Source organism: Pseudomonas sp. Sample_20 (genome assembly GCF_004307585.1).
Classification (GTDB): Bacteria; Pseudomonadota; Gammaproteobacteria; order Pseudomonadales; family Pseudomonadaceae; genus Aquipseudomonas; species Aquipseudomonas atacamensis.
The window spans coordinates 1-17,428 of record NZ_RCOA01000142.1 but is presented as its reverse complement, the minus strand read 5'-3'; the positions used below and the strand labels follow the sequence as shown (position 1 = coordinate 17,428).

Here is a 17,428-nt window from a genome sequence, read left to right as displayed (position 1 = left end):
GCCGGTAAACTCGTCGCCAGGTCACTCGATCAATCCACGGCCGACGCATTGAACCCGTTGCCCGTCGACTTGCCTTTGGCCGAGGAACGTCATTTTACCTTCACCGATTGCAACCCCGGTCCAGATCCCCCTCTCCAGGTCGAACACTCGCCAGCCTTTGCCATCCGCAAAATCCGTGTCCAATTTGCCGTCATCGGTGAATCTGGCAATAACATGGTTAAAACCAGAGGACACTTGACTCAGCCCGGCAACAAGTATGTGTCCGCTGCTCTGGATGGACGCGTCAAGCCATAAGGTGTCAATGCCTTGCAGTCTGCTCAGAAGTGGTTTGCCTGCGTTGAACTGGATGTTGGGTTTGCCGTCGGATTCCCGGCTGATCAATACGCCATGGTGTGCAGGCTCGGTATACCCAACGGATAACAGCCGCTTATTCGTCTGCCCGATAACTTTCAAGACATTGACGCTCAGCGAGTTCTCTATCGGATCCATCACTTCAAAGCCATCAACGGCGAACGAGTCATCAATTTTCCCGGTAGCAGTCAAGCGGTTGAGTACTGCCCGGTAAGGATCATTGCCACGTACACAGCCCGCGAGCACGTAGGTCCCATCCTGTTTTGCCAATAGATCGTATAGCTCCGTGTGAGTGAAATTCGGGTGGAGAACATAGGCGATTTCTCCCTCGTTAAATTCAATATCCCGTGTGCCGTCAGGCAAGAGTCGAATGACGGCTGTCGCCACTTTGTTTCCATCCCGATCTACGGTGGTATGCAATACGATCTTGCCGTCAGGCAGAACGGTCGACCGCTGGCTACCGGTTTTTGAGTTCGCTGCGTTGGGTAGTTGCTGGTGCTTCTGATGTGCCGTGTCGTCGTCCGTGAGGTAAACAGCGACTTTGCCGGTTTTGTTGAATGCCGGATCAAGGTTGCCAGCGACGTCGAGACGCACGACTCCTATGGCACGCTTGAGGTTAGCCTGAAAGAAACTGCCGATGAGCAGCAGTTTGCCGTCGGCCTGTTCCACTATTTCGTTAGCGAAGGAATGCGATCCTTCTCCGTCCTCAAATTGACCGGTTACGTAGCCACTCTGGCCAAATTGAGTGTCGTGTACGCCATTGCTATCCAGTCTGATCAAGTAGTAGGCATCACCGTTCGATTGGCCTACGCTTCCCGCGATATAGGTGCGCCCTGATTTGTCGACCATCACCCCCCGCAGGACAAGGTCTCCTGAAAAATCGGGAGGTTTTTTCGGAGTGGCAACGCCCTGATTGCCAAACGTTGGGTCGAATTTACCTGGCGAGATGTTTGCCGCAACGTCCATCTTCAATCCTCCTTGATCACGAGTCGTGCCCAGTCTTGAGTGGTTGGGTGGTGAAGTAGCACGCTAGTCAAGAATGGCTCTCGCAACAACTGACAGAACTGACAGTTGACGTTCTGTGAAAACTGGTTTTCAGCGATATGCAGACAACAAAAAGCCCCGCCATTCACATGGCGGGGCTTTCGTGTTTCAGCGGCCGGTCACTCAGACCTGCGGATCACCGACATGCAGGATCTTCATGCCGTTGGTGCCGCCAGTGGTGTGGTAGCTGTCGCCCTTGGTCAGGATGACCCAGTCGCCTTTTTCCACAACGCCGCGCTTGGTCAGCTCGTCGATGGCTTTCTGGCTGACTTCGTGCGGCTCCAGCGAGGCCGGGTCGAACGGGATGGTGTAGACGCCACGGAACATTGCTGCGCGGGCCTGGGCTTCGCGGTGCGGGGTGAACGCGTAGATCGGCACCGAGGAGCGGATACGCGACATGATCAGCGGGGTGAAGCCGCTTTCAGTCAACGCGATGATCGCTTTGACGCCCGGGAAGTGGTTGGCGGTGTACATGGTCGCCAGCGCGATGCTCTCGTCGCAGCGGCTGAATTCCTTGCCGATGCGGTGGCTGGAGGTCTTGCCGGTCGGGTGTTTCTCGGCGCCGACGCAGATGCGCGCCATCGCCTGCACGGCTTCCAGCGGGTAGAGACCAGCGGCGGATTCTGCCGAGAGCATCACAGCGTCGGTATAGTCGAGCACGGCGTTGGCCACGTCGGACACTTCGGCGCGGGTCGGCATCGGGTTCTGGATCATCGACTCCATCATCTGCGTCGCGACGATCACCGCTTTGTTGTGGCGACGTGCGTGCAGGATGATTTTCTTCTGAATGCCCACCAGCTCGGCGTCGCCGATTTCCACGCCGAGGTCGCCACGGGCAACCATCACTGCGTCGGAAGCCTTGATCAGGCCATCGAGGGTTTCGTCGTCGGCCACGGCTTCGGCGCGTTCGATCTTCGCCACCAGCCAGGCTGTGCCGCCGGCCTCGTCACGCAGTTGACGGGCGTATTCCATGTCGGCGGCGTCACGCGGGAAGGACACTGCGAGGTAGTCGACTTCCATTTCGGCGGCGAGCTTGATGTCGGCCTTGTCTTTTTCAGTCAGGGCCGGGGCAGTCAGACCACCACCGCGACGGTTGATGCCTTTGTGGTCGGACAGCGGGCCGCCGATGGTCACCACGCAATGCAACTCGGTGGCAGTGGCGGTTTCAACGCGCATCACCACGCGGCCGTCGTCGAGCAGCAGCTCGTCGCCCACGCCGCAGTCCTTGACCAGATCCGGGTAGTCGATGCCGACCACTTGCTGGTTGCCTTCGGTCAACGGATGGCTGGTGGAGAAGGTGAACTTGTCACCGATCTTCAGCTCGATCTTCTTGTTGGCGAATTTGGCGATACGGATTTTCGGGCCTTGCAGGTCGCCGAGCAGGGCGACGAAGCGGCCGTGCTTGGCAGCGAGGTCACGCACCAGCTTCGCGCGAGCCTTGTGCTCGTCGGGGGTGCCGTGGGAGAAGTTCAGACGGGCAACGTCCAGACCAGCCAGAATCAGCTGTTCGAGAACTTCCGGCGAGTTACTGGCCGGGCCAAGGGTAGCGACGATTTTGGTACGACGGACGGACATGCAAAGACTCCTGAGTTCAAGCGCAGGCAGAGGCTACTATGCTCGAAGGGTGTAGTCATTGTTCGAATGCACTACTTATCGTTTTCTTTATTGAACGTGGCAACTTCGGGACAAACGCGCCTGAAGATTTTCGACCAGGGGTCGATACAGAGCACAAGACAGGAGAACCCCCATGCGATTGTTGCCCATTGCCGTCCTTGCCCTCAGCGTCCTCGCCGCGACGGGCTGCACCCGTTGGTCGATGAACCATCATTTGAACAACGCCTACAGCGCCTATGAACGTGGCAATTGCGAGCAGGTCATGCTTGAACTGTCCAAAGTAGAACGTGCGAGCCGCGCCCGCCCGTACGTGTGGCCGGAAGTGTCGATGATGCGCGGCCAGTGCCTGGAACGGCAGAAGCTGTACATCGACGCGGTGCAGACCTACCAGTTCATCATCGCTTCGTACCCCAACAGCGAATACGCCTACCGCGCCCGCGCACGTCTGGAAACCTTGCAGAGCCTGGGCCATTACCCGACACGCAGCGCCGCTGCGGTGGTGCGGCCGACACGCTTCTGACGGTACTGTCGTACAAAATCTGGCCGTCTGTACAAGCTCCGCTATAGTCAAGGAAACCGCTTGCGAGGCTTGTCTCGATGGCGGCGCAACACCTGCGACTGGCAGTGGTAAAAGTGACGGCGATTGTCGCGACCGTCACACCGGAAGCGGGGAGAGCGGGCCTGCCTACAGGCTCGTTCCGAAGCACAGGTGCGGCTCCCTGGCGGAGCCCTGCATGGCGTACAGCACATCATGTTTACCGACCGCCGGATCGAACGGCACCAGTTGCCGTATTACCTCAGAGTGTTCAATAGCATCACCGACAAACCCGTCGGCTTTCTCGGCAACGTGTCTGCGGACGGGCTGATGCTGATCAGCCAGTTGCCGATGATGATCGGCGCAGATTTCCAGTTACGCCTCAAAATCCCCGCCCGTGATGGCAGCCAGCAAGTCATCGATTTCAGCGCCTGCTGCGTGTGGTGCCATGAAGACGCCACGCCGATGCATTACGACGCCGGTTTCATCCTGCGGCGTGCACCGGCGGAGTTCGGCGAGCTGGTGCTGGCGCTGAAGCAGTACTTCAGTTTTCAGCCGTTGCCGGCTTCTGCCTGAACAGCAAAAGATCGCAGCCTTCGGCAGCTCCTACAGGGGAACGCATTCCAGATGTAGGAGCTGCCGCAGGCTGCGATCTTTTGATCTTGACGTCACGCCACCGCGATCGCCCGCTCCTGATCCAGCGCCTTCTCCGCCAGCAATAACCCCATCTCGCTCAACTGATAGATCGCCATCGCCAGATGTCGCGGCTTGTCCTCGAGGCTGTCCGCCAGGTCGAGCAGCAGAATGCTGACCGAAGAAAAGGTCTCGTAGGTCTGAATGGCCATCGCTTCGGGGTTGATGTCGGGCGCGACCATGAACATCTGCATGCCGCGATCGACGGAATTGCACGACGGCGCAGCGCCGGGTTTTTTCAGGTAGTGATCGAGGGCTTTTTCAGCGGCCTGGTGGAGTCTGGTGGAATCGGGGGAAGCGTAGGGGGAGGTCGAGTCTTCGCTTTCAGGGGGATTGGGTGTTGGTTTGATCATTGTCTGCACACTCATAGTTGGGGCATCCACCTCTTCGCGACTAAACGAAAGGGTGGCGGCTGTAAGCAGGTTAGTCGACCGGGAGTGCACAAACCGGCGCGCCCTGAGGCGCCCTGCGAACAGCCACCATCGAGTGCGGGGATAGGGATTACCCGACTTGATGACGCTTATGCGCAATGCACGACCCGGGCGACTAAACCCGACCACTGATTGGCAGCGGCACGGATCAAGTTACGGGGCAGCTTCAAAGCGCACAAGCCGGCGGATTCTGAGTGATGTGTAGGCAACGGCGCAAGCTGATGTAGCCGCGTGCTAATGGCTGAAGGACGTCTGCATGTTGCAGCGTGGGAATAGTTACCGCTGGTCAGGACTGTCAGGTTTTACAGGTGCCTGCGCATTGGCGTGTTCTGTAAAAACAAGACTGGCTGCCAAATTTAGCGAGAGGAAAACAATCATGTCAGAGGGTACTTTTGTTCTTAGGGAAGGTGAGCGTGCTCCGAACGAAGATGACGGGAGTTCAGATGTTCACGCTTTGCTGCCTCTCGAGTTTCTCCATGCAAACAGCACGATTCTACTCGCCCCCGATACGCCGCTTACATTTAGTATTCCATCGTCCGCCGGAGAATATAATCAGGCGTGGATGGACTTTCATTCTGGAAACACCAGCAGGACTATTCTTGATGGAGATTGGTTTAAGGCGGTTCATTGGAACACTATCCAGATCAATGGACTTGTGGAGGGGAGGGCCAAATTTGATGGGGTGTGGAGGAGAGATACCACGTGGGCACCATGGACCTCTCAGAATGTTGAAGTGAGGGCTCCTGCCAAGTTCCACCCCAAAGCAGTTGTTACAGTCGGCGGGACGGTGTCAGGTACTGCCCGCTCAGGCAGTGTGATAAAGCTTGTGCGTCCTGCCGACAAAGCCGTAATGAGTACGACGGACACTACTCCAAATCATGGGCCGTGGACTGTCACATTATTGACCGGCCTTCTTCAAGGCGTGCACGAGCTACTGATCCGTGAAGACGTCGACGGAACGCTGGGTCGATATACCGAAACGTGGACGTTCACCGTTCTGAACAAAATCCAAATCACGTCCCCGAATATCAGTCTGCCCGTCCAGAGTGTTCAACCCGTAATCAGGGGGCGCGGGGCGTACAAAGGCGCCACAATCACGGTTTACATAAAAGGTTTAATGTTGCCTGTCGTCTCTTTTCCTGCGGTTTCCGACGGCGACTGGGCTGCAACCAGTACCTATACTTTTGCGCGAGGGGCTCGCTACACCCTCGTTGCCCAACAGAGTCTGAACGGAATCTTTGCCGACCTTGGGGATCCTCAAGAGTTTTATGTTATCGGGCCTCCAGTAATTTCAGCGCCAAAGGCCAACCCCGCTTCGCCGCCAATTGTGGACGCCAAAACGATGTTCGAGGGGACCGGCGCCACTGGTTTCCATCAGAACAGGGTCGACGTGTATTCAGAGCAAATGGGAAGCAACGCCGTAACGGTGGGCTGGCCTGATCCCGTGACTGGAAAATGGCGCCGAGAAGGCACCCTTTCACCTGGCCCCCATTCGATTTTCGGCACGCACACAGTTAATGGAGTTCCCTCAATAACAAGCGAACCCTTCGGCATACGGGTACGCACGGGCAAGCCGACCGTCACATACACGCAAGCCAATGAAACGATCACATTTTCCGGCACCGGACATTTCGACGAGAAGCTCAGAACCGAAATCGAGTTCACTATCCTCGAAAGTCCAGCCGGCCCAATGCCGGTCGCGCCTCCCAACGCACAAGTACAGCGCAACGGCACTTGGAGCACCGCCGTAACGGGCTGGAAACTTGGCACCTATGAAATCAACGCCGTCCAGAAGATCAGAGACAACGCCGGCGGCTGGATCGACTCGCTGCCGCTGACCTTTGAGGTCAAAAACATTCTCCCCGATGTCAGTGACGTGCAATTCACCGACGACTACCAACCGACCTTCAGCGGCAAAGGCTTCAACGGTGCCACGGTGTATCTGCACAGGCCCAATAGCGGAGATCACGAAGCGCCTCCAGTTGCGGTCAACGGCGGGCAATGGTCAAGCAAGGCTTATACGGTCTGGGGACCGTCGTTCGAGCGTGAGGTACACATAAAGCAATTTCTCAACGGTCATCAGTCGCCAAACTGGTTTGTCCTCAAAGTCACCATCCCGCCGCAGGTCCCTGGCCTGAACGACCCTGAAGATGAAGGGCTTTCGCCAAGGTTCAGCGGTACGTGCTGGCCGGGTGCAACCGTGAACATTGAGTACAGCGACGAACCCGGCATTGTGCACCAGGGTGTCGTCATTGGTGACACGTGGCAGTTCAGGCGCGACAAGGATTTTGCCCCGGATATTTCCCATACCGTCACGGTAACCCAGCTCGCCGCGCAGCAAACTTCGGAGCCGGCGTCCAGAACCTTTATTGTCCGGAGGCCGATGGTCACGCCAGTGATTACTCAGCCGCCGGACGGCTCGGAAGTCGGCCGTGTCGTAACGGTCGAGGGCACGATGGGAATGGTGGGTGCTACCTTGCAACTGCGTGACAAACGGTTTGGCCGTCCGTTGGGAGAGCCGAAAGTATTGAGCCAGGACGGCGACTGGTCGATTGACCTGACCCTTCTGGAATTCAGGCTCTACACCTTCGACGCACAGCAGACACTGGACGGTCGACCGTCGCTGTACAGTGACGAGCATGAATTGACGGTGGTGTTGCTGCCGCCAGAATTTCTCCAGCCGATACCAAACGGCAAGTTGCCACGAACTGCATTGCTCAAGGGTACCGGCATGAGGGGCGGGGTTGTCGAAGTCTGTCTGCTAGGGCTCACCGAACCTCTGCTCAGTAATGTCGTTGTCGACTGGCAGGGCATTTGGCAAGCCGAAGTGACGTTGCCGGTGGGCAGCCAAACAATCTGGGCTCGGCAAAGGTTCATGGATGAAAGCGGCACACTGCAGGAGTCGAAAGACAGCGAGCCGCTGCACTTTGACGTCGTGCCGGCCGCCCCCTTCATTGAAACTCCGGTCGAGGGCAACGCCATCGGGCAGCAAGTGGTGGTGTGCGGTTTTGGCGTGCCGGGCGATACGGTTACGGTGACGCTGGTCGGTGCTACGCGCTCAGAGCCGGCAAGTGGAATCGTGCAGGAAAATCGCACCTGGTCAGTGATGCTCGATGCAAGCCCGCCCGACGGGGGGCTTTATCGGCTGGAGGCAGTCGCATCTCTGGACGGGTTCGAATCATTTGAAACCCTGCGCTCGGTCATTTTGGGTACTTTTGTGCCAGCCCTCGACGAGCCGGCGCCGGGACGCTGGGTCAGCCATCCAGTGCAGTTCAGCGGCAAGGGCCGCCCGGGCGTGGGCGCCGTCGTGAGTTGGTACAACCCGGATGTGCAATGGGTGCCGCAGCTGCCCGTGGACGGTGAGCAATGGCGCGGAGACGCGGCGCGGGCACTGCCTCTGGGGGGGAGCTGGTACCGATTCCGGCAGACGCTGACTGACGCAGCGGATGACGCAACGATGTCCGATTGGGCGGACAGTGCGCGTTTTGAAGTCGAAGCCGCGCGCCTGATCAGCCATGCCGGGCGGCGTTTCATATGTACAAGTTGGTGAACTCTGAGTGATGTGTGGCAACAACGCAAACTGATGCAGTCGCGTTTAATGGCTGAAGGACGCAAGCATATTAAGGCGTGGAATAGTTACCGCTGGTCGGGACTGTCAGGTTTTACAGGTGTAGCGATGCGACGCATCGGTATTCAATGAATGTGACCTGTTTTATCTATCAGCCAGCTTGCCCTTTCTGAGATCCGGCCATGGAACAAGATGATGGTATTAAAGATCCTTCCGACAGCTTGCCCCCGAAACAAGAGGTAGTCTGCGCTGAGGAGATCGGAACGGATGTGGCATTTGTAACCCATGAGCTGCACGCGGAAGAAGACGGTAGGTGGGCGCAGCTTCGAGTGAGCTATGCCTACTCCTACGATGGTTCGACATTTACTTGCATCGTGTCAGCGTACAGAGCAAAAGAGAATCGACGTTATGAAGGGAATGTAAAATTCTATCTTTCGTTGGTTAGCGGTGAAGGTAATGTAAGAGAACTGACGGGCAGTGCTCGCCAGACCGGTGAGTGGATCGATCTTGATGAACCCTATCGAGAAATGATTATCGCCAATCAGAGAAACGTAACAGTGGGGTTCGATTATATTTATGATGTAGATAACGCAAGTGATCCGGTTCTGAAAACCTACAAGATCGCCAATTATCGGATGCCCATTCCAACCATCAGTGCAATCCGAAACTTCACATCTTCAACTTTCGCTGTCAAGGGTACGGGGGCAATATACCGTTATACTGTTGTCCTGGACGATGGGCGCGGTACGATTGGGGCAGAAGAGGCTTTCTACGATCCTTGGTCAGTGCCAGTCACCGTGGCGGAAAACAAAAATTCTCTAACGTTTCAAGCATATCAAATGTACGCTGGTAAGGTTTCCGAGCGGACTGCTTATAAAACAGTCTACCGGGCTCGAATAACTTACCCGACAGCTAATGCGTTTGTTCTGGCAAAGGATCTGCTTTGTTTCAGAGGTATGGCTGCGCCGGGTACTGTTATCAGAGTGGTTGGGCATTTGAATCATTATGAAAACTGGAGCGACGTTATTACTGTCGGAGATGCCGGTACGAGTTGGGAGGCTAAGGCAACAAAGGTCCCAGTAAGTGGGACGTTCTCGGTTACCGCTCAACTCAAATCACCGAATATCAGTCATTTTTATACCGAGGCCGCGACTTTCAGAGTCATGGGTGTGCCGTCAATATCCAAACCACCTGAGTTGGCAATCCATGATCCAGACTTCCTCCTGAAAGGAACCAACGGCCTGGCTGGCGCGCGATTGAGAGCATTTTTCGATCTGACGAATGATTCCGTTCCTGGCTGGGAAGTCGTTAGCGATGTAGACGGGCCGTGGGAGGGGATGATCAAAGTGCCGCCAGGGGCGATCAGCCTTGTTGTCGAGCAGGATCTGGATGGCGTGTCATCCGGACGCAGTGCACCACAAGCCTTCAGGATTCGCCCGCCCACCCTGCAACAGCCCACCGTCACCTTCGCTGGAACTACAGTAACTTTCTCCGGCAAGGGTTATTACGATTCCAAACTCAAATCTGAAATCCAGTTCACCGTCAACGGGGGGGCGGTGCACGTTCCCCCGCCTGCAAATGCCGAAGTGATGCCGGGTGGCACATGGAGCACCGCAGCGCAGGAGTGGACTGTCGGTACCTACAACGTCACCGTCATTCAAAAAATCGCTGACAACGCCAGCGGCTGGATCGAGTCGCTGCCGCTGACCTTTGAGGTCAAAAACATTCTCCCCGATGTCAGTGACGTGCAATTCACCGACGACTACCAACCGACCTTCAGCGGCAAAGGCTTCAACGGTGCCACGGTGTATCTGCACAGGCCCAATAGCGGAGATCACGAAGCGCCTCCAGTTGCGGTCAACGGCGGGCAATGGTCAAGCAAGGCTTATACGGTCTGGGGACCGTCGTTCGAGCGTGAGGTACACATAAAGCAATTTCTCAACGGTCATCAGTCGCCAAACTGGTTTGTCCTCAAAGTCACCATCCCGCCGCAGGTCCCTGGCCTGAACGACCCTGAAGATGAAGGGCTTTCGCCAAGGTTCAGCGGTACGTGCTGGCCGGGTGCAACCGTGAACATTGAGTACAGCGACGAACCCGGCATTGTGCACCAGGGTGTCGTCATTGGTGACACGTGGCAGTTCAGGCGCGACAAGGATTTTGCCCCGGATATTTCCCATACCGTCACGGTAACCCAGCTCGCCGCGCAGCAAACTTCGGAGCCGGCGTCCAGAACCTTTATTGTCCGGAGGCCGATGGTCACGCCAGTGATTACTCAGCCGCCGGACGGCTCGGAAGTCGGCCGTGTCGTAACGGTCGAGGGCACGATGGGAATGGTGGGTGCTACCTTGCAACTGCGTGACAAACGGTTTGGCCGTCCGTTGGGAGAGCCGAAAGTATTGAGCCAGGACGGCGACTGGTCGATTGACCTGACCCTTCTGGAATTCAGGCTCTACACCTTCGACGCACAGCAGACACTGGACGGTCGACCGTCGCTGTACAGTGACGAGCATGAATTGACGGTGGTGTTGCTGCCGCCAGAATTTCTCCAGCCGATACCAAACGGCAAGTTGCCACGAACTGCATTGCTCAAGGGTACCGGCATGAGGGGCGGGGTTGTCGAAGTCTGTCTGCTAGGGCTCACCGAACCTCTGCTCAGTAATGTCGTTGTCGACTGGCAGGGCATTTGGCAAGCCGAAGTGACGTTGCCGGTGGGCAGCCAAACAATCTGGGCTCGGCAAAGGTTCATGGATGAAAGCGGCACACTGCAGGAGTCGAAAGACAGCGAGCCGCTGCACTTTGACGTCGTGCCGGCCGCCCCCTTCATTGAAACTCCGGTCGAGGGCAACGCCATCGGGCAGCAAGTGGTGGTGTGCGGTTTTGGCGTGCCGGGCGATACGGTTACGGTGACGCTGGTCGGTGCTACGCGCTCAGAGCCGGCAAGTGGAATCGTGCAGGAAAATCGCACCTGGTCAGTGATGCTCGATGCAAGCCCGCCCGACGGGGGGCTTTATCGGCTGGAGGCAGTCGCATCTCTGGACGGGTTCGAATCATTTGAAACTCTGCGCTCGGTCATTTTGGGTACTTTCCGACCTGCGCTCGACGCGCCCGCAGCCGGACGCTGGGTCACTCAGCCGCTGCAGTTCAGCGGCCAGGGCCGTCCGGGCATGGGCGCCGTAGTGAGTTGGTACAACCCGGACGTGCAGTGGCTGGCGCAGGTACCGGTGGTCGATGGGCACTGGCGCGGGCAGGCGACGCGGGCAATGCCGCTGGCGGGTAACTGGTACCGATTCCGGCAGACGCTGACTGACGCAGCGGATGACGCGACGATGTCCGATTGGGCCGATAGTGCGCGTTTTGAAGTCGAAGGCGCGCGCCTTTTCACAACAATTCCTGAAGCCTGACTTCCGACGAACGGTTATAAAACCTGTCATAAATGACAGTCGACTAAACGGCTTTCGCAGCGCTAAATCGTGCTTACTGAATGTGCAGCCCGACGAAGGATGTCGGGCTGTGCGGGCCAGTTGTCGCCTAAAGGAATCTGATCATGGTTGATTCGCGCCGTCCCGCCCTGCAACTGTTCGACCAGTTGTTCAGCGAGAAACAACGAGCACAGGACGTCGGACTGCAGAACCTCGAGACTTACCTGGAAAACGGTGGATCAATTTATCCACTGGTTGAAAAGGGTGTTCAAGGCATGCTCCAGGAGCACCCGCAACTCAGCTTTGAGCAAGCGCAACAATTCTGGCGCGGCGCCAACAGCGTAGCCACGTCTCAGCGGCGCCAGTTTATCGAGAGGACGCTGAGGGGGAACAGGGACGCGCCAAAGCGCAGCTCCAGCGGTTTGCTATCGATCGTGGACGGTCCCAATTATCACGCTCTGATCGGTACCGATTTTGCTGCACTGTGCCCGCCAGATGCGCTGGAGTCCATCTGGTCGCCAGTAGCCTATCTGATCGACTTGTTGCGCTGGGTTCGTGACCGTCTGGAGGGCATCAACAAGGAAGAAAAATATGCGCTGCATAACCGGCGCACGGATTTGCTGGCACTGAGCGTCGACTTCAATGCGGTTTATCAGTCGATCTCGTCTGTGGACATCATCGTCGAGGTGCTGGAGAAATTCATTGCGGCGAACACGGATGTCGAGTCGATCGAAGACGCGCTGATCGCAGCTCGCTACCCCAACGGCCTGCCTTATTACCAGCATTGGGTCACGATTGATGGTATCGCGCAGGTTCATGATCTGTCGGTGGGCGATTTTGAGCACCGGGTCGACCTTGCTTATCCGTATTTTCTGCAAACCAATGGTCGGGGTGCCAATACTGCAAAGGGTTTCGCCCACGCTTCGCGGCTTGGCCCTTATCAGCGCCTGTTGCTGACAGAAACCCGGGCGGATTTCGAAGATCGCGAAAGTTTCTTTGCGCATAACTTTGGTACCACCAAGCTCGACGAATACCGGTTACTCAATCAGGTGGTGTTCCTGGGTGAGCGCACCAAGCTCGACAGTCGGCAGATCGAAGCCCTGCTGTCGATTGGCGACTTTGCTCCGGTGCGCTCGACCAATGTTACCTATATGGACGACAAGCCCGAGCATCCGGAAAGCGAGCGCTCGGGGTCAATCTATATCAATGACAACACTGCGCCGGCGGTGCGTATCGATAATGCAAGCGAGCTTCGGCATCGATTGACGGCAAATCCCGACGAGTCCATCGGGTTCAATCGTTATGACCGACTGAATCGGATGGTGCGCCTGGCGAGCTGGACCGGATTGCCGTTCGATCAGGTAGACGTAGTGTTGGCAGCTGCCATCAGGGCGACTGCGCTCGGCAATCGGCCTGAAGACTCTTCAGACAAAATGGAAATAACCAATGGCGTCGTGCATGCACTTGGCTTGTTTCAAAAGTTGCGCGAGCGCTACCAATGCACTGCCGCGGACTTCGCGGTCTTTATCGGTGAGATGTCGGTTTATGGCCGCGGCGAAGCGCTTTCGCAGTTCGATCAGTCGTTCAATTTCGAATCAGGCTATCGCGAACCTTTCAAGCTCGATAACGGTGCGTTTGCGGTAACACCTGTGCCTGGCATGGTGGATCTGACGATCAGCCAGCTCTGCAGTGGCCTGGCGATTGATCCGCAGACTTATTACGTTCTGGCGAAAACAGTGGCCAAGGCTTACGGCTTGACCGAAACACTGAATCGCAACGCAGCGATCATCTCAAGTTTTTATCGTTTGGTGTCGCTGCCCCGGCTGTTGAACATCACACCGGTTGAAGGTGTACTGATGCTGTCGATGCTGGGCGGCGATGAGTGGATCAACCGCTTCGCCGGTGTCCCTGTCATTCACGATGTTCCGGACGGTTTACCGGATGCGCTGGAACTGATCGAGGCTATGCAAAGTTGCGTGCAGTGGTGCGTGCAAAACAGTCTGCCGGTGTCGTGGATGTTGCAGCATGCGGTCAACGCGCCACCGGTACAGGAACTGTCCGAACAGGATGAGCAGTTTTTCGAGCAGATTCGCAATTTGCTGCCGACGGCACAGCTGTCCAATAGCACTTTCCTCATGGCTGGCGTACCGACCGCCGGTGCTACTGACTGGATCGAATTCCTCGCGACGTCCGCCGACAGCCTGGGGCCGATAACCGATTTGTATGGGCTGATCCTGCCCTATGAGCAAGACGCTGAAACGTATCCGGCCTTCGTCCTTCAAAAGATCTCATGGGCGGTCAATAGCGCCTTGGGTGAGATCGAGCCAGCATTGCGGCAGAACATCATCACCAGCATGGTCAGTGCTTTTCTACAGATGCGCGATGCTCAGACTTCGCTGGTAAGGGAGACGCTGGCTTCATACGCCGGCGTGGGTGTGGATCAAGCGTTGCTGGTCCTGGATTGGGCAGGCGTCACGGTGCATCAATTACTCCTGCATGTATTGGAGCGAACCGATACGCAAGCCGAGGCGTCCGGCCGTACACGCGACCGAGCCGCAAGCGCATCATTTGATCTGCTGGCTGAAATTCGCCGGCGCAGTGAGGTGGTGTCGACACTTGGGTTAAGCGCCGCGCTGTTGCAGGAATATCTGGATAGCGGCTACAAGGACTGGCTTGTTCAGGCCGACAAACATACGTTGACGGTGCGCACTCTTTATTACCTGACGACGCTCACTCGCGCTTTTGCCCTCGCTTCAGCCGCGAGCGGCCAATCGCCACAGAAGCTTTTGGATTACCTGCGTCAGGTCAACGCATTGCCGGCAGTCAGTGGTGATGCGAAAAGGCTTGCGCAACAGGCGTCTGCCATCAAGCTGGCGAATTTTTTTGGCTGGAGCGTGCAGGACGTGCGCGAATGTGTCAGCCGCATCGATGTCGACGGGATTCTGAAGAACCTCAGCCAGCTCGATTTGTTGATGCGCGTGCTGACGCTGTCCACCGCGACCGGTATGGATGCCTTAACGATTTTTCTGATCGGTAATCTGCCCGAGACGGTCGATAAAAGTTCCTACGCCAAGGCCGCTGAACATGCCCTGCTCGGCGAGTCCGGTGCGCAGGCGCCAATTGTGCATGCACCGGGCGACGTCACAGGGCTGGTCACGATGACGTGCGAAGTGGTGGATAACAGCACCGTTGTGGCCAATAAGCCAGGCGAAAAGGTCACTTACAAGGTGACCCTCAAAGACGCCAACGGGGAGCCGCTGAGTGGCGTCACCGTCCATTGGCGCGCCACATTGGGCACCATTAAAGACGACACCACCCTGATCGACGGGACGCTTGTGGCTGAGTTTATTCCCGGCAAGGTCATGGGTCACGACACGCCAGTGCTCTGGCTGGATTTGTTCGAGCCGCAATATGCCCCTTCCATCGAGATCACAGCCGATTTCGCTACGCTGTTTTTCCCGCTTGAGGAACTTTCACCTACGCCTCTGGATACAGTGGAATACGGCCATGAAGTAGAACTTTATGCGGTGCTGGAAGACGCCTACGGAAACCGCGGACAGAACTCGCTGGTGGAGTGGTTCTGGACAATCGAAGCGCCCGCGAAGAGGGATGCCGTCACTATTCGGCCGGCGCAGGGTTTCACTGATCGGCAGGGGCTTACACGGGTTTTTGTTTCAAGCAGGACGGGTGGCACATTCGAGTTCAGTGTTCGTACTCAGTCTGGGGAAAGCGAAAGAATATTCACCAATGCCATCACGTTCGCCCGGAGCTAGTGGCAGGACGTTGCGTACTGCCTGGCGAACGTTTGTCCCCGGGCCATATTCCAAGGAGCGAGATCATGGCACTGAGTAACATTGGCGGGCTGCTGGAAAAACGTCGCTCGGCCCTGCTCGAATACTGCATTGGTCAAGTGGCCAATACCCGATACCCGTTTCTGAAAACGCCTGAAGATCTGTTTGAATTGCTGCGCATCGACCCGCTTGACACCTATCAGGTGAAGAGTTCCAGAGTTGCCGAAGCGACAAGCTGTGTGCAGCAGTACATTCATGCGGTGTATCGAAAGCTGGAGCCAGGCTTTGGAGATCATGAGTTCGACAAGCGTCATCTGCACGAATGGATTTTTTACAGCAATTATTCCGATTGGTCGGCGATGCAAAAAATTCCATGCTATCCGGAAAATTTCATCATTCCATCAGTGCGACTGCGCAAAACCAGTCTGTTCAGAAATCTGGAAAACAACCTTAACCAGGCCCGTTTGAACAACGATACCGTGCAGGCTGCGCTGCAGGAGTATCTACAGGCATTCGAAAAAATCTGCGATCTCGATGTGATCAGCTGTTTCATGGATGGCATGACACCGGCCAAAGCCGATTACTACTTCCTGGGGCGGCAGCGAGTGCAGCCGTTTCAGTATTTTTGGCGCAAGGCCGAGATCGAACTGAGCCCGGCCAGCGCGGCGGTCAACCCGGCGGCCTGGAGTGAATGGCAAGCGGTGGAAATCCCCACCACCAATCAGGTGCTGGATATCCGCCCGGTGTTCTGGAATGGCCGGTTATGTGTGGTCTGGGCCGAATGGCGTGACGCGGTCGTCGGCAGCGCAGCGGAGGCTTTCAGCCCGAGCAAATTGGTGATCAATCTGGCATTCATGACACAGAACGGGCAGTGGTCGGCGCCGTTGTGTGTGCACAGTTCAGAGTGCAAGGACAACCTTTTGGCGAGCCCCCCCCGACTGATTGCGACTGTGCATGCTGATTACCTTAATCCGAAGGGCAAGTTGGGGATTCTGTTAAGTGGCAAGTTCTCTAAGAAGTCACCCGCAGATTCTCCACCGGAAGATTCTGCTGAAACGGATCTGAAAGTGCATGCGATTTACGACGTGCTGATGCGCCCCCTCCTGGACGGTGGCGCGTGGCTGGATCTGGCACTCGAGGAGCGATTCGTCAGCAGCGATACGGTTCAGCACCCGCTCGACATTCAGGTTACTGCTGTCCCTCGCATAACGAGCCATGGTTCCCTGACTCCCTATCTTGGTCTGAACGTTATGGCAACGCGCGTCGATGACAACGATGTGCTGACGGTTCAGGGTTTCTGCAGTCCCACGGGACTTGAAAGCGCTACGTTGAATATGGTGCTGCAAGTGACGGGATCGTCTGATATCGATCCGCCGCCGATTAGTGAACTCCAGGATGCAAGCGGTGGCTGGACAACTCAAGCGTGGACTTCCCGGCGGGCGAAAGGCACATGGGCTACGCCAGTCACGGTCTTATTCGCCTCTCCCAGTTCCCCTACAGGACAGAAAGAGTTCGACCTGACGATTGTCGATCTCATGGACTTCGTCCCGCCAACTCTGCACAGGAGCAGTGCAGGTACGGCACAGTTCCTGTCATTCAATCAAGCTGGACTGGCGTTGAAATACGTTCGGCTCAATTCATTATTCGGTTCGGAACTGGTAAGGCGTTCGAATATTTCCGTGGACGCCGTGCTGGACTGGTCCAACCAGTTCATTCTCGAACCGTCGCCGACCGGCGCAGAATTTGTTGAACTCAATGGTCCCTTCAACGGTGCCAACGGTCTGAATTTCTGGGAATTGTTTTTTCACCTCCCGCATTTGATTGCCACCCGGTTGCGTGATGAAGAGCGCTTCCAGGAAGCGCAGGACTGGCTGCATTACGTGTTCGATCCACAGGCAACCCAAGATCGGAAAGATCCGCCGGTCCCGATCATGAACCCGAAACCGGCGTACTGGCGTTGCCGGCCTCTGGATATAGAGGGG

General features: G+C 56.7%; 9 protein-coding genes. 6 read left to right on the top strand and 3 right to left on the bottom strand.

Going from position 1 to position 17,428, the window contains the following annotated elements; genetic code table 11:
* Positions 1 to 21: 21 nt before the first annotated feature.
* Together D8U70_RS27630 and pyk are read right to left on the bottom strand one after the other, a co-directional pair.
* Complete coding sequence (locus tag D8U70_RS27630) at positions 22 to 1,317, bottom strand: hypothetical protein (protein WP_130930207.1); 1,296 nt, start codon at positions 1,315 to 1,317, stop codon at positions 22 to 24.
* Positions 1,318 to 1,518: 201 nt separating this feature from the next.
* Positions 1,519 to 2,970, bottom strand: coding sequence for a pyruvate kinase (gene pyk, locus D8U70_RS27625; RefSeq protein WP_024014116.1), 1,452 nt, complete (start codon positions 2,968 to 2,970; stop codon positions 1,519 to 1,521).
* A gap of 172 nt (positions 2,971 to 3,142) precedes the next feature.
* Here pyk and D8U70_RS27620 point away from each other — a divergent pair, with 172 nt between their 5' ends.
* Entirely contained in the window at positions 3,143 to 3,529 is a 387-nt protein-coding gene (locus D8U70_RS27620; RefSeq protein ID WP_125917090.1) for a tetratricopeptide repeat protein, read from the top strand.
* Positions 3,530 to 3,760: 231 nt separating this feature from the next.
* On the top strand, positions 3,761 to 4,120 hold the full coding sequence (locus D8U70_RS27615) for a PilZ domain-containing protein (RefSeq protein WP_073471945.1): 360 nt from the start codon (positions 3,761 to 3,763) through the stop codon (positions 4,118 to 4,120).
* 92 nt (positions 4,121 to 4,212) lie between these two features.
* Here the strand turns inward: D8U70_RS27615 and D8U70_RS27610 are convergent, their stop codons facing one another.
* A complete protein-coding gene (locus D8U70_RS27610) occupies positions 4,213 to 4,590 on the bottom strand; it encodes a DUF6124 family protein (protein ID WP_130930215.1) in 378 nt (125 codons plus the stop codon).
* A 454-nt stretch (positions 4,591 to 5,044) separates the two neighbouring features.
* Here D8U70_RS27610 and D8U70_RS27605 point away from each other — a divergent pair, with 454 nt between their 5' ends.
* The 4 genes from D8U70_RS27605 to D8U70_RS27590 form a co-directional block, all read left to right on the top strand.
* Positions 5,045 to 8,218 carry a hypothetical protein gene (locus D8U70_RS27605; protein ID WP_130930206.1) on the top strand — a complete coding sequence of 1,058 codons (3,174 nt, stop codon included), beginning with the start codon at positions 5,045 to 5,047 and terminating at the stop codon, positions 8,216 to 8,218.
* Between the two features lie 200 nt (positions 8,219 to 8,418).
* Positions 8,419 to 11,637 carry a hypothetical protein gene (locus D8U70_RS28095; protein WP_241664701.1) on the top strand — a complete coding sequence of 1,073 codons (3,219 nt, stop codon included), beginning with the start codon at positions 8,419 to 8,421 and terminating at the stop codon, positions 11,635 to 11,637.
* Between the two features lie 143 nt (positions 11,638 to 11,780).
* Positions 11,781 to 15,428 (top strand): Tc toxin subunit A, encoded by a 3,648-nt coding sequence (locus D8U70_RS27595; protein ID WP_130930205.1) that lies wholly within the window; start codon positions 11,781 to 11,783, stop codon positions 15,426 to 15,428.
* 65 nt (positions 15,429 to 15,493) lie between these two features.
* Positions 15,494 to 17,428, top strand: a 1,935-nt coding sequence (locus tag D8U70_RS27590) for a neuraminidase-like domain-containing protein (protein WP_241664700.1), incomplete at its 3' end; no start/stop codon positions are given.

Bases quoted from the DNA above. Each gene is read 5' to 3' on its own strand.
- D8U70_RS27605 (WP_130930206.1), top strand. From the start codon at position 5,045: ATGTCAGAGGGTACTTTTGTTCTTAGGGAAGGTGAGCGTGCTCCGAAC.
- D8U70_RS27610 (WP_130930215.1), bottom strand. From the start codon at position 4,590: ATGATCAAACCAACACCCAATCCCCCTGAAAGCGAAGACTCGACCTCC.
- D8U70_RS27630 (WP_130930207.1), bottom strand. From the start codon at position 1,317: ATGGACGTTGCGGCAAACATCTCGCCAGGTAAATTCGACCCAACGTTT.
- pyk (WP_024014116.1), bottom strand. From the start codon at position 2,970: ATGTCCGTCCGTCGTACCAAAATCGTCGCTACCCTTGGCCCGGCCAGT.
- D8U70_RS28095 (WP_241664701.1), top strand. From the start codon at position 8,419: ATGGAACAAGATGATGGTATTAAAGATCCTTCCGACAGCTTGCCCCCG.
- D8U70_RS27595 (WP_130930205.1), top strand. From the start codon at position 11,781: ATGGTTGATTCGCGCCGTCCCGCCCTGCAACTGTTCGACCAGTTGTTC.
- D8U70_RS27615 (WP_073471945.1), top strand. From the start codon at position 3,761: ATGTTTACCGACCGCCGGATCGAACGGCACCAGTTGCCGTATTACCTC.
- D8U70_RS27620 (WP_125917090.1), top strand. From the start codon at position 3,143: ATGCGATTGTTGCCCATTGCCGTCCTTGCCCTCAGCGTCCTCGCCGCG.